This window comes from Lentzea sp. DG1S-22 (genome assembly GCF_036321065.1).
Taxonomy (GTDB): domain Bacteria; phylum Actinomycetota; class Actinomycetes; order Mycobacteriales; family Pseudonocardiaceae; genus Lentzea; species Lentzea jiangxiensis.
Window position 1 is genome coordinate 5,607,291 of the sequence record NZ_CP143276.1, and the last position, 13,274, is coordinate 5,620,564.

The 13,274-nt window shown below is 70.6% G+C and carries 10 protein-coding genes and 1 tRNA gene; 6 read left to right on the top strand and 5 right to left on the bottom strand.

What is annotated here, in order from left to right; genetic code table 11:
- The first annotated feature begins 43 nt into the window (after positions 1-43).
- Positions 44-1,078, top strand: a complete 1,035-nt coding sequence (locus V1227_RS26050; protein ID WP_329788095.1) for an ADP-ribosylglycohydrolase family protein — start codon at positions 44-46, stop codon at positions 1,076-1,078.
- A 168-nt stretch (positions 1,079-1,246) separates the two neighbouring features.
- Here V1227_RS26050 and V1227_RS26055 read toward each other — a convergent pair whose 3' ends face one another.
- Genes V1227_RS26055 through V1227_RS26065 form a run of 3 tightly spaced genes read right to left on the bottom strand, consistent with a single transcriptional unit; the run spans position 1,247 to position 3,851 of the window.
- The gene (locus tag V1227_RS26055) at positions 1,247-1,987 is read right to left on the bottom strand and encodes an FAD:protein FMN transferase (RefSeq protein ID WP_329788096.1); all 741 of its coding nucleotides are present in this window, start codon (positions 1,985-1,987) and stop codon (positions 1,247-1,249) included.
- Positions 1,988-1,989: 2 nt separating this feature from the next.
- Positions 1,990-2,478: an FMN-binding protein gene (locus V1227_RS26060; RefSeq protein ID WP_329788097.1), complete on the bottom strand. Its 489-nt coding sequence runs from the start codon at positions 2,476-2,478 to the stop codon at positions 1,990-1,992.
- 14 nt (positions 2,479-2,492) lie between these two features.
- Positions 2,493-3,851, bottom strand: coding sequence for a ferredoxin reductase family protein (locus tag V1227_RS26065; protein WP_442916366.1), 1,359 nt, complete (start codon positions 3,849-3,851; stop codon positions 2,493-2,495).
- A gap of 117 nt (positions 3,852-3,968) precedes the next feature.
- Here V1227_RS26065 and V1227_RS26070 point away from each other — a divergent pair, with 117 nt between their 5' ends.
- Together V1227_RS26070 and V1227_RS26075 are read left to right on the top strand one after the other, a co-directional pair.
- Entirely contained in the window at positions 3,969-4,685 is a 717-nt protein-coding gene (locus tag V1227_RS26070; protein ID WP_374236914.1) for a response regulator transcription factor, read from the top strand.
- Positions 4,686-4,692: 7 nt separating this feature from the next.
- On the top strand, positions 4,693-6,108 hold the full coding sequence (locus V1227_RS26075; RefSeq protein WP_329788098.1) for a sensor histidine kinase: 1,416 nt from the start codon (positions 4,693-4,695) through the stop codon (positions 6,106-6,108).
- A gap of 1 nt (position 6,109) precedes the next feature.
- On the opposite strand, the gene mgrA is transcribed toward V1227_RS26075, so the two are convergent.
- Both mgrA and V1227_RS26085 read right to left on the bottom strand, forming a co-directional pair.
- Positions 6,110-7,138, bottom strand: coding sequence for an L-glyceraldehyde 3-phosphate reductase (gene mgrA / locus V1227_RS26080; protein WP_329788099.1), 1,029 nt, complete (start codon positions 7,136-7,138; stop codon positions 6,110-6,112).
- Positions 7,139-7,488: 350 nt separating this feature from the next.
- Positions 7,489-7,561: transfer RNA gene (locus V1227_RS26085), tRNA-Thr, on the bottom strand.
- A gap of 213 nt (positions 7,562-7,774) precedes the next feature.
- On the opposite strand from V1227_RS26085, the gene V1227_RS26090 reads away from it, so the two are divergent.
- The 3 genes from V1227_RS26090 (at position 7,775) to otsB (ending at position 13,243) form a co-directional block, all read left to right on the top strand.
- On the top strand, positions 7,775-9,163 hold the full coding sequence (locus V1227_RS26090) for a threonine/serine ThrE exporter family protein (protein ID WP_442916367.1): 1,389 nt from the start codon (positions 7,775-7,777) through the stop codon (positions 9,161-9,163).
- Between the two features lie 70 nt (positions 9,164-9,233).
- Positions 9,234-10,667, top strand: coding sequence for an alpha,alpha-trehalose-phosphate synthase (UDP-forming) (locus V1227_RS26095; RefSeq protein WP_329794115.1), 1,434 nt, complete (start codon positions 9,234-9,236; stop codon positions 10,665-10,667).
- A 44-nt stretch (positions 10,668-10,711) separates the two neighbouring features.
- A complete protein-coding gene (gene otsB / locus V1227_RS26100; RefSeq protein WP_329788101.1) occupies positions 10,712-13,243 on the top strand; it encodes a trehalose-phosphatase in 2,532 nt (843 codons plus the stop codon).
- Positions 13,244-13,274 lie beyond the last annotated feature (31 nt).

Here is a 13,274-nt window from a genome sequence, read left to right on the forward strand (position 1 = left end):
GATACAAGTGCGGCCCGAGTTCGCGGGACGCTACTGTTCACGGGTGCCGCGAGATCGGAACTCCGTGGTTGACCGCGGCGCCGGGTGTCTCCTCGGCGGCGCTCTCGGTGATGCGCTCGGTGCTCCTGTGCAGTACCTCGGCTGGGCCGACATCCAGCGCGAACACGGCCCCGAGGGCGTCCTGGGACCTCCGAAGCCCGCGTTGTTCACCGACGACACCCAGCTGACCCTCTTCACCGCCGACGGCTACCTGCGCGCGTACGTGCGCGGCAAGCGCACCGGCGAGTGGCAGCCGATCGAGACGGTCTGGCACAGCTACCGGCGGTGGCTGGTCACCCAGCAGCAACCGGCTCCCGAGCAGGGTGCCGTGGGCCTGCTCGCCGACGAACGGCTGTACGAGAGCCGCTCGCCGGGCCTGACGTGCCTGCGCGCGCTGGCCGCCGAGACACCGTCCACTCCGGAGAACCCGCACAACGAGTCGTCCGGCTGCAACGGCGTCACGCGCACCGCTCCGGCGGGCTTCGCGCCGTCCGCGGCGATCGCGTACGACCTGGGCTGCCGGTTCGCCGCGCTGACGCACGGCGGCACGGGCGGCTGGGTGTCCGGTGGCGCGCTGGCGCTGCTGGTGCACCTGCTCGCCGTGAAGGGCAGGCCGGTGCGCGAGGCCGTCGACCAGGTCATCGGCCGGGTGCTGCGTGACGACACCTACACCGCGACCGTCCTCACGCGAGCCGTGGTGCTGGCCGAGGAGCACGACGGCCAGTCGCCCGTGCGCGTCGACCGGCTCGGCAGCGGCTGGACGGGTCCGGAGGCGCTGGCGATAGCGGTCTACACCGTGCTGACGCACCCGAAGCCGGCGCAGTTCGTGGACGCGATGCGCGCGGCGGCCAACCACTCCGGCGGCAGCGACGCCACAGCGGCGTTGACGGGGAACATCCTCGGCGCGCTGCACGGCACGGACGCGTTGCCCCGCGACTGGCTGATGGGCCTCGAGATGGTGGACGTGCTCGACGCGATGGGACGCGACCTCGGCATGTCCGCGGTCAACCTCGACTTCAACGAGGACCGCTACGCCTGACACAGAAAAAGCCTGCTGGGTTGCGCTCCCGAATTCGCAACACAGCAGGCTTTCTCGCACGAGCAGTTGGTCGACAGCAGGCCGGGACTTGCCCCGAGCGCGAGCTCCGATCCAGCTCTTGATCAACGAAAACGTGCCCCGGAGTCAAGGCTCCGTTGGGCGAGCATGTTAACAGATGTGTACGGGAAGTCCAGGACTCGAGTACACGCGACGATCTTCGTCGACGATGAAGACCTCGCACTCCTCCTGTGCCGCAGCCCATTCGATCCCCTCCCTGCCCAGCGCGAACGCCGCTGTGGCAGTGGTGTCCGCGATCGCGAGGTCGTCGGAGAAGACCGTGACGGAGATCAACCCCGTCACGGGCTGCCCGGTGCGGCCGTCGAGGATGTGCTGACCGCGTTCGTACAACGCCGACGTGGCAACGGCTCCGTCGCGCACGCCGAGCACGACGCTCAGCCGGTCGGCGAGGTCGGGATGCCGAACGCCCACGCGCCAGGGCTTTCCGGGTTCCGGCTCGCCGGCCGTCACGACGTCGCCGCCCGCGTTGAGGCAGAACGACGTGGCGCCGCCCTCGCGCAGCACGTCCGCCGCGCGTTGCACGGCCCAGCCCTTCACGACCGCGCACGGGTCGAGCCCGCGTCCCGGCACCCGCGCCGTGAACGCGCCGCCGGTCGACTGCTCGTACCAGTCGCACAGCGACAGCACCTCGACCAGGTCCGGGGTGAGCTCCTCCCCGGTCAGCTCGCCCCGGTCCAACCTGGACACCTCGCTGTCGGGCTTGAACGGCGAGAACCGGGCGTCCGCCTCGCGCAGCCAGGCGAACGCCCGCTCGGCCAGTGCGGCGTCCCCGTCACGCAGGTCCACCGAGATCGGCAGGCCCATGACGTGGTCGACGCGCCGCACGGACATCCCTACCTCGCCCCGTCGATGGCGGCCTGCAGCGACTGCTTGTAGCCCTCGGAGGTCGCGGTCGCGCCGGACACCGTGTCGATGTCCGCGCTCTGCGCCTTCAGGGCCGACTCGCGCAGCAGCGGCAGCGCCGTCCTGGTCGGGTTGCTGTTGGGCGCCCGCAACGCCTTCACGTCGACGATCTTGGTGCCCTGGAACGTCACCTGCACCTGCACGGTGCCCTCGGACGTGTTCACCGCGGGCCCGGAGACGCTGCGGTTCTGGGCCTGCTGCTGGGTGGTCTGCTGCTGGGTGGTCTGCTGCTGGCGGCGTTGCGTCGTCTTCGGCGCGGCCTGGGTGGTCGGGGGTGCCGTCTGCTGCTGGGTCTGCTGCTGCGTCTCCGGTGCGGCGACCTCGCTGATCTCGCCCTCGTGGCCGGAAGCCGGCGAGTAGAGCCAGACCGGGACGAGACCGGCCACGCTCAGCGCCAGGACGGGAATTGCCCTCTTCACGTCGTCGGACCCTTTCAGTCGGCCAGCGCGAAGCGCTCGGCGTGGATCTGGTTGCCGGGCACTCCCAGCTCGTCGAGGCTCGTGATCACCGCGTCGGTCATGCCGCCGGGGCCGCAGATGAACACGTCGCGGTCCTGCACGTCCGGCACGAGCGCGGCGATGTTCTCCGGGCCGAGCAGCGGGCCGTTCGGGGTGATCGTCTTCGAGGAGCCGGTGACCAGGCGCAGCACCGCGCCCTTGGCCCTCGCGAGGCCCTCGATCTCGCGCAGCAGCACCGCCTCGCTCGGGTCGCTGACCCGGTACAGCACCACGACGTGGCCCTTGATCTCCTCCAGCAGCGCGCGGACCGGCGTGACGCCGACACCGCCCGCGACGAGGAGCGCGTTCGGCTTGGTCTGGTGCATGGTCGTGAAGGCGCCGTACGGGCCCTCGGCGAACACGCGGGTGCCCACCTGGATATTGCGGATGTCCGCGCTGCCGGTGCCGAGCGCCTTCGCGGTGAGCCGCAGGTACTTGCCGTTGGGCGCCGCGGACAGCGAGAACGGGTTGGCCTGCCACCAGCGGTCCTTGGTGAGGAACCGCCAGAGGAAGAACTGGCCGGCCTGGGCGCCGAGCCGGTCGAGGTCCCTGCCCTCGATGTAGACCGAAACGACGTTGTGCGCCTCGGGCACGACGGCGGCCACGTGGAACCGGTGCCGCCAGTTGCGCCACAGCGGGAGCACGACGCGTCCGATGAGGACGGAGCCCAGCGCGAACGCCCAGAGGCCCCACCAGTAGCCCGTGGCGAGCGCGGACTTGTGGAACGTGCTGCCGACCGCGACCTGGTGCGAGAACGCGAGGAAGATCGCGATGTAGGTGTAGAGGTGGATGAAGTGCCAGGTCTCGTAGGCCATCTTGCGCCGCGCGAAGCGGGCGGAGACGACGCCGACGACCATGATGATCGCCCACGCCACCAGCGCGCGGAGGATGCCTTCGAGCTCGGTCGCCTGCCGGACGACCTCGGCGATCGGCCCCTCGGGGCCCGCGTTGCCGAACGCGATGAAGACCAGGTGCCCGACGAGCATCCAGAAGATCGTGAAGCCGACCCAGCGGTGCCACGAGGTGAGCTTGTCCATGCCCAGGCGCCGGTCGAGCCACGGCAGCCGCGCCACCAGCAGCAGCTGGAACGCCATCGCGAGCGCGCCGTAGAGGCCCGCGAGCCGACCGAAGTTGACCAGCTTGTTCGAGCCGACGCCCGCCGCGGTGAACAGGTACGTCACGAACGCCGCGTTGGCCAGGAGGAACACGTAGAGGCCGGCTTTGGCCAGCACCTTGTGCGGCGTCGCCCGGCCGGCCTGGGCCGGTCGGGCGGGGTGCTGCAGGGTGGTCGTCACGGCGGGCTCCTCGGTCGGGCGGTCTCCGGCGGTCGTGGTCGATCCTCTGCGCCGCGGCTGTGGCTCCCCTTTGCCCGCGCTGTCGACTTCCTGTCGATCGAGCGGGGGAGCCACCGGGTGACGCACCATGAGCACGTGGACAAGGGCAACTCGGTTCGATTGCTCGTCGTGGACGACGAGCCGCACATCGCTGACCTCGTCGCGACCGTCGCCCGCTACGAGGGCTGGCAGGCCGCGACCGCGCTCAACGGCGAAGAGGCGTTGAGGGAGGCGGCCGAGTTCCAGCCGGACATCGTGGTGCTCGACCTCATGCTGCCCGACCTGGACGGGTTCACCGTTCTCGATCGGCTCCGGTCGGCCGGCGCGATGGTGCCCGTGGTCTTCCTGACCGCTCGTGACGGCACCGCGGACCGCGTGGCGGGTCTCACCCGAGGCGGCGACGACTACCTCGTGAAGCCTTTCTCGGTCGAGGAGCTCATGGCCCGGCTGAGGGCAGTGCTGCGCCGCTCGACCGGTCCGTCGTGGAAGCGGTCGGTGCTGAAGGTCTCCGACCTGGTGATGGACGAGGACACCCGCGAGGTCCGCCGCGGCGGCAAGCTCGCGACGCTGACGCCGACCGAGTACGAGCTGCTGCGGTACCTCATGCGGCGCTCCCCGGCCGTGCTCACGAAGGCGCAGATCCTCGACCACGTGTGGGAGTACGACTTCGGCGGCCGGTCCAACGTGGTCGAACTGGTCATCTCCCACCTGCGCCGCAAGCTCGACGACGGCCGCGAGCCGTTGATCCACACCGTGCGCGGTGTGGGGTACGTGCTCCGCCGAGCAGCGGAGTGAGCCCGCGATGAAGCTCGCCTGGAAGCCGCTGCGCGACTGGCGGCTCGGCACCCGGCTCGCGCTGGCGCTGGGCGCGCTCGCGCTGACGGTGTTCGTGATCGTCGGCTGGGTGATGGTCGCGTCGATGCAGTCGTTCCTCGACCGCCGCCTCGACGACCAGATGGTGATCAGCCAGCAGGGCGCGGCCAAGGAGGTCGAGTACTACGGCAAGGTCACCAAGATCCCGCCGGACTGGTTCGCGGTCGTCTACAAGATCGAGAACGGTGGCGTCACGCCCCTGCCCGGCGACCAGCAGCCGCAGGACCGCGAGGAGTTCGACGCCCTCGCGAAGAAGGCGCTGACGGCCGACGGGTTCCAGACCGAGTACCTGCGCGGCGAGGGCAAGTTCCGGCTGCGCGCCTGCCAGATCGTCCAGGACGAGTTCATCGTGGTCAGCGCGGCCCCGATGACCGACCGCGACGGCACGATCTCCCAGCTCGTCACGGTCAGCGTGATCGCGTTCCTGGCCGCCCTCGTCGCGCTGGTCGTGGGCGGGCAGGCGTTGATCCGCAAGGGCATGCGCCCCCTGTCGGACATGGCGGACACCGCGCACGACATCTCCTCGCACGACCTGACCGACTCCAGCGACCTCAACGCGCGGGTGGACGGACGTGGCGGCGGCGTGGAGGTCGAGGAGCTGCGCGAGGCGTTCAACAAGATGCTCGCGCACATCGACTCCTCGTTGTCCGCGCGCACGGCGGCGGAACAACGGTTGCGGCGGTTCATCGCCGACGCCTCGCACGAGCTGCGCACGCCGCTGACCTCGTTGCGCGGCTACGCCGACCTCTTCAAGTACGCGGCGGCCAACGAACCCGGCGAACGCGAGAAGCACCTGGAGAAGCTGCGGTCGGAGGCGTCGCGCATGAGCGTGCTGCTCGACGACCTGCTGCTGCTGGCGCGCCTGGACTCCGCGGAGTCGGAACCGCCGCTGCGCCCGGAGGAGGTGGACCTGTCCGTGGTCGCCGAGGCGGCCGCCGACGCGTTCCGCGCGGCCCGGCAGACCCACGAGCTGTCGCTGGACGCCGACACGGTGACCATGACCGCCGACCCGACGCGCCTGCGGCAGGTGCTCGACAACCTGCTGACCAACGCGGCCGTGCACACCCCCGCCGGCACCGCGGTGTCGGTGGAGGTGACGGCCGAGAACGGCTGGGCGGTGATCCGCGTGGCCGACACCGGTCCCGGCATCCCGGAGGCCGACCAGGCGCGGATCTTCGACCGGTTCTACCGGGTGGACGACTCGCGGACCCGCCAGCGCGGCGGCAGCGGCCTCGGGCTCGCCGTCGTCCAGTCGCTGGTCGAGGCGCACGGCGGCACGATCGCGCTGACCAGCAGGCCGGGGTCGACGGTCTTCACGATCCGCCTCCCCCGGCACGCGAGCTAGCTCATTCCGCCCGCGAGGACGTGGCCCACAGGTCGATGCCCGACTCGACGGCGTGCTTGTCGATCTCGGCGAGCTCGTCGTCGGTCAGCGGCGGCGCCTGCAGGGCCGCGAGGTTCTGCTCCAGCTGCCCGACCGACGACGCGCCGATCAACGCCGACGTGACGCGCGGGTCGCGGATCGTCCAGGTGAGCGCGAGCTGCGCGAGCGACTGCCCGCGCGACTTCGCGATCTCGTCGAGCGCCCGGATGCGGCCGAGGTTCTGCTCGCTCAGCAGGTCCGTCGACAGCGACTTGCCCTGCGTGGCGCGCGACCCCTCCGGGATGCCGTTCAGGTAGCGGTCGGTCAGCATGCCCTGCGCGAGCGGCGAGAACGCGATGCAGCCCGCGCCGACCTCCTCCAGCGTGTCCAGCAGCTCCGGCTCGATCCAGCGGTTGAGCATCGAGTACGACGGCTGGTGGATCAGCAGCGGCACCCCGGCGCTCTTGAGCAGCTGGGCCGCCTCGCGGGTCTTGGCGGGCGAGTACGACGAGATGCCGACGTAGAGCGCCTTGCCCTGCTGCACGGCGCTGACCAGGGCGCCCATCGTCTCTTCCAGCGGCGTCTCCGGGTCGAACCGGTGCGAGTAGAAGATGTCGACGTAGTCGAGCCCCATCCGCGTGAGCGACTGGTCGAGCGAGCTCAGCAGGTACTTGCGGCTGCCCCACTCGCCGTACGGGCCCGGCCACATGTCGTAGCCCGCCTTCGTGGAGATCACCAGCTCGTCGCGGTAGGGCCGGAGGTCGTCCTCGAGGATCTGCCCGAACGTGATCTCGGCCGAGCCGTAGGGCGGGCCGTAGTTGTTCGCGAGGTCGAAGTGCGTGACACCGAGGTCGAACGCCCTCCGCGCGATGCCCCGGCCCGATTCGTACGGCCGGTCACCGCCGAAGTTGTGCCACAGGCCGAGCGAGATGGCGGGCAGCTTGAGGCCGCTGCGTCCCGTCCGCCGGTACGTCATCTGGTCGTAGCGCGCGCTATCCGCGAGGTAGGACATGGGTCCCACAATGTCATGTCCTGACAAAACAGAGCAGGACGAGGACCACCTCGGCGCGATGCCCGTGGCACCGGTTCCCCGGTGTCACGGACGCCTGTTCACCGGTGAACAGGATCAGTCTTGCGGCGGATCCGGCGATCACACCGGTGAGATCCGGTCGCACACCGACGTGCGAACTGGCGAACGGCGCAGCGGGACGGTGGGCGACCGGAGCAGGCCGGGTCGTGCGGATCCCCCGCGGGCCCTTCGCCGCACCGGGCGGCACGCGGCCCGTTCGCAGGAACTGGCGGGCGCGGTGGCGGAAATGAAACAGGGGCCCGCCCACCTGGGCGAACCCCCGTCTTCCCGAGAGCCGGCGAGGGGAATCGAACCCCTAACCTTTCGCTTACAAGGCGAGTGCTCTGCCAATTGAGCTACGCCGGCCGGCCCGCGTTCGCGAACATCGTAAGCGCCCGTTGCGGGTGCTACCTGCGGCGAACGGTCTGCTCTCAGTGTGATCGGATTGCTCCGACCGGAGTCGGACCAACCAACTGAGTGGCCCAAAGCGTCGCGACGACCGCCTTGACCAGGTCAGGAGGGTAACCAACGGACAGTGATCATGTCCTCCTTTTCAGGTCGCCCGATCGGAGGTGGCCGATGACACAGCAACAGCCGAAGTCCCGTCACGATCATTCGACGGAGGTGCGCAAGATTTCCGCGAACAGCCTGCACGGCCCCGCGCTGCCCGACGACACCACGGTTCACCTGGTACTCGATCTCGCCTTGAAGATCGGTGAGGTCCAAATGGCCAGCGGAGCCGGTGCGGCCGATGTGACAGCGACGATTCTCTCCGTCACCGAGAGCTATGGGTTGCCGCACACCGAAGTCGACGTGATCTACACCTCCATCAGCGTGTCGTGCCACCGCGGCACGGAGGCGTTGCCGATCACCTCGATCCGCGTCGTCCGGCAGCGCGGTCTCGACTACACCCGGCTGGCGGACGTGGAGCAGCTCGTGCGCAACCCAGGGCCGATCGAGGAGGCGCACGCACGGCTCGAGGACATCGTCAACGCCAAGCACCCGTACCCGCGCTGGGTGGCGACCGCCGCGTGGGGCGGGATGGCCGCCTCCGTGGCGTTCCTCGTGGGCGGCGGGCTGGTGCTCGCGCTCACCGCCGCGGCCATCACCGCGGTGGTCGACCGGGTCGGCCGGCTGCTGAACCGCCGCGCGCTGCCGTTCTTCTTCCAGCAGCTGGTCGGTGGTGCGCTCGGCACGGGTGCCGCGCTCGCCGTCTACGCGACCGGGTTGCTGCCGGTGCGGCCGAGCCTGCTCGTAGCCGTCGGGATTGTCGTGCTGCTGTCCGGGCTCGCGCTGGTCAGCACCGTGCAGGACGCGATCTCCGGCTACAACGTCACCGCCGCGGGCCGCACGGTCGAGACGGTGCTGCTCAGCGCCGGCCTGATCGCGGGCGTCGCGCTGGCGATCCGCGCCGCCGTCAGGTTCGGGCTCGACATCAAGCTCAGCGACCCGCTGCCGGCCCTGATCTCCGCGGTGCCGATGCAGTTCGCGGCCGGGGCGGCGACGAGCGCGTTCTTCGCGCTCGCCTGCTACGCCCGGCCCCGCGCGCTCGTCGCCGCCGCCCTCTCCGGCGGGATCGGCACCGCCGCCTACGGCCTCGTGACGAGCGCCGGGCTGGACGCGCTGCTCGCGTCGGCCGTGGCCGCCGCGATCACCGGGTTCGGCGGCGCGACGCTGACCCGCCGGTTGCGCATCCCGACGCTGGTCGTCGTGCAGGCGGGCGTGGTGCCGCTGCTACCCGGCTGGACGACCTACCGGGGCCTGTTCCAGCTCACGGCGGAAGGTGACCCGGCCGGTCTGAGCACCCTCGTCTTCGCCAGCGGCATCGCCCTCGCCCTCGCCGGGGGTGTCGTGTTCGGCGAGTACCTGGCGCAGCCCGTGCGCACCGGGCTGGGCCGCCTGGAGCGCAAGTTCGCCGGGCCGCGCCTGTCCGGGCCCCTGAAGCCCACGAAGCGTCGATTGGAGTGAACCTCCTTGTGACGGCCGTTACACGACACGCGACACGTTCGCATCAGCACTAACGTGGGCATTTGTGAGCATGGACATTGGCGAGAACGGGGCGGAATTCGTAGTCGTGGCCAACAGGCTCCCGGTCGACCTGGAGCGCTTGCCCGACGGAACAGAGCGCTGGAAGCACAGCCCCGGCGGACTGGTGAGCGCGCTCGAACCGTTCCTCCGCTCACACAGCGGCGCCTGGGTCGGCTGGCCCGGCATCGCCGACGCCGAGGTGGCGCCGTTCGAGGACGACGGCCTGCTGCTGCACCCCGTCGAGCTCTCGGCCCGGGAGGTCGAGGACTACTACGAGGGCTTCTCCAACGGCACGCTCTGGCCGCTCTACCACGACGTCGTGGCCCAGCCGGCGTTCCACCGGCGCTGGTGGAACACCTACGTGAGGGTCAACCAGCGCTTCGCCGACGCGACGGCGAAGGTGGCCGCGCAGGGCGCGACGGTGTGGGTGCAGGACTACCAGCTGCAGCTGGTGCCGGCGATGCTGCGCGAGCAGCGGCCCGACCTCAAGATCGGTTTCTTCCTGCACATCCCGTTCCCGCCGGTCGAGCTGTTCATGCAGCTCCCGTGGCGCACGGAGATCATCCGAGGCCTGCTCGGCGCCGACCTGGTGGGCTTCCACCGGCCCGGCGGCGCGCAGAACTTCCTCTGGCTGGCCCGCCGCCTCGTCGGCCTGGAGCCGAGCCGCGGCACCGTCGGCGTGCGCACCCGGCCCGGTGTCGTGCAGGTCGGTGACCGCACCGTGCGGGTCGGCGCGTTCCCGATCTCGATCGACAGCGCGGGCCTCGACGCCGTCGCCCGGCGCAAGGAGACGCAGGCCCGCGCGAGGCAGATCCGAGAGGACCTCGGCAACCCGAAGCGCATCCTGCTCGGCGTGGACCGCCTCGACTACACGAAGGGCATCGACGTCCGCATCCGCGCTCTGTACGAGCTGATCGCGGACGGCCGCGTGGACCCGGAGGACGTCGCGATGATCCAGCTCGCGACGCCGAGCCGCGAGCGGGTCGACCACTACAAGACGATGCGGCAGGACATCGAGCAGTCCGTCGGGCGGATCAACGGCGAGTTCGGCCGCGTGGGCAAGCCCGTCGTGCACTACCTGCACCAGTCGGTGAACCGCGAGGAGCTCGTCGCGTTCATGAGCGCGGCGGACGTCATGGTCGTCACGCCCGTTCGGGACGGAATGAACCTCGTGTGCAAGGAGTACGTGGCCTGCCGATATGATCTTGGTGGAGCTCTGGTGCTCAGCGAGTTCGCCGGCGCCGCCGCAGAACTGACCAGTGCGTTCTTGGTGAACCCCCATGATCTGGACGGTGTCAAGAACGCGTTGCAGGCCGCCCTCGACATCGATCCAGCCGAAGGCCGCCGTAGGATGCGCGCGCTGCGCCGCCAAGTCCTCACCCACGACGTTGACCGCTGGGCGAGGTCGTTCCTGGAGGCGTTGGGCACGCAGACCTCGGTCTGAATCCTTTCAGATCCCCTGACCCATCGAGTGCTCCAGGAGGGGCGTTGACCGCCGAGGCCCTCCCCGCCGAACTGCGCCGAGCGATCTGCCAGCTCGCGCGGACCCCGCGACTACTTGTAGCCAGCGACTACGACGGAACACTCGCTCCGATCGTGGCCGACCCCGAACAAGCCCGCCCGCTCCCGGAGTCGGTGAACGCCCTGCGTTCACTGGCCTCGCTGCACGAGACCACCTCAGCCGTGATCTCCGGGCGCGCGCTGCGCGACCTGGCCACGCTGTCCCGACTGCCCGGCGAGGTCCACCTCGTCGGGTCGCACGGCTCCGAGTTCGACGTCGGCTTCGTCCACGCGCTGGACGGCGACGCCAAGGCGTTGCTGCGCCGGCTCGAAGCCGAACTGGAAGAGATCGCCGACGGCCAGGAAGGCGTCCAGCTCGAGGTGAAGCCCGCCTCGGTCGCGGTGCACGTGCGCCGTGCCGCCACCGAGGCCATCGGTGAGGCGGTGCTCTCCGCCGTCCGCTCCGGCCCGTGCACGTGGGACGGCGTGCAGGTCACCGAGGGCAAGGCCGTCATCGAGCTCGCCGTCGTCGAGACCAACAAGGGGCAGGCGCTCGACATCCTGCGCCACCAGGTCGGCGCCACCGCGGCGATCTTCCTGGGCGACGACGTGACGGACGAGAAGGCGTTCGCTCGCCTGCACGGCCCCGACCTGGGCATCCGGGTCGGCGCGGGCGAGTCGCTCGCCCAGCACTACGTGAACGACCCGTCCGACGTGGCCACCGTGCTCGCGTTCCTGCTGGAGGAGCGCCGGGCGTGGCTGCACGGCGACCAAGCCGTGCCGATCGAGCGCCTGACCATGCTCGCCAACGAGCGGTCAGTGGCCCTCGTGACGCCCGACGCCAAGGTCAACTGGCTGTGCCACCCCGAGCCGGACTCCGCGGCGATCTTCGCGGACCTGCTCGGCGGACCGGCCGCCGGCCACTTCTCGATCAAGCCGGAGCACGGGTCGCTGCCGCTGGGCCAGCGCTACCTGCCGGGCACGATGATCGTCGAGACGCGCTGGTCGCGGCTCCTGGTGACCGACTACCTGGAGCACAACCTGGCGTCGCACCGCACGGACCTCGTCCGCCGCATCTCCGGCTCCACCAACGCGGTGATCACGTTCGCGCCGCGCCCCGAGTTCGGGCAGGTGCCGGTCCGGTTCCTCCGCGAGCGCGACGGCCTGCGCGTCGTCGGCACGTCGGACCCGATGGTGCTGCGGTCCCCCGGCGTCGACTGGGAGATCACCTCGGACGGCATCCAGGAGACGGCCCGCGCCGTCGTCCGGCCGCGCGAGGGCGCACCGGTGCTGCTGGAGCTGCGCTGCGGCACCGACGACATCTCCGAGCACCCGCTGAACGAGTCGGTGCGCCGCGACCTCGCGGCCAGCTACTGGTCGGACTGGGCGGCGGGGCTGAAGCTCCCGACCGTGCAGACGGACCTGGTGCTGCGCTCGGCGCTGACGCTGCGCGGCCTGGTGCACAAGGACTCCGGCTCGATCATGGCGGCGGCCACCACGTCGCTGCCCGAGGAGCTCGGCGGCGTCCGCAACTGGGACTACCGCTACTGCTGGCTGCGCGACGGTGCCATGACCGCCTCCGCCCTGGTGTCGGTCGGCTCGTACGCCGAGGCCGACGGCTTCCTGGCGTGGCTGCACCGCGTCCTGGAGACCATCCCCGGCCCGGAGCGCCTGCACCCGCTCTACACGCTGCACGGCACGCAGCTGGGCGCCGAGGCCGTCATCGACACGCTGCCCGGCTACGCGGGCTCGCGCCCGGTGCGCGTCGGCAACCTCGCGAACCAGCAGGTGCAGCTCGACGTGTTCGGCCCGGTCGTCGACCTGGTCGTGTCCCTGGCCACCGCACGCGGTTCGCTGTCGGACAACGACTGGGCGATGGTCCAGGCGATGGCCGAGGCCGTGTCGCGCCGCTGGCACGAGCCCGACCACGGCATCTGGGAGGAACGGCACGCGCCGCGCCACCACGTGTACTCGAAGGTCATGTGCTGGCTGACCATCGACCGCGCGATCAAGCTCGGCGAGCAGTTCGGCCGCGAGCTGGACCCGTCCTGGGTGCCGCTGCGCGACACGATCGCCACGGACGTGCTCAAGAACGGCTGGAACGACGAGGTCCAGTCGTTCACCACGGCCTACGACGGCGACGACCTCGACGCCGCCTCGCTGTTCGTGGGCCTGGCGGGCCTCATCGACCCGACCGACGAGCGCTTCCAGTCCACGGTGACCGCCATCGAGGCCGAGCTGCGCTCCGGCAGCACCGTCTACCGCTACCACCGCGACGACGGCCTGCCGGGCGACGAGGGCGGCTTCCACCTGTGCGCCGCGTGGATGATCGAGGCCTACCTCCTCACCGGCCGGCGCACCGAGGCCGAGGAGCTGTTCGCTCAGATGGTGGACGCGGCAGGCCCCACCGGCCTGCTGCCCGAGGAGTACGACCCGGTCGCCGAGCGCTCGCTGGGCAACCACCCGCAGGCGTACTCGCACCTGGGCCTGATCCGCTGCGCCCAGCTGCTGTCGCAGTAGCTCGTCCGTGCCGCCGCGGTCCCCTCAGGGC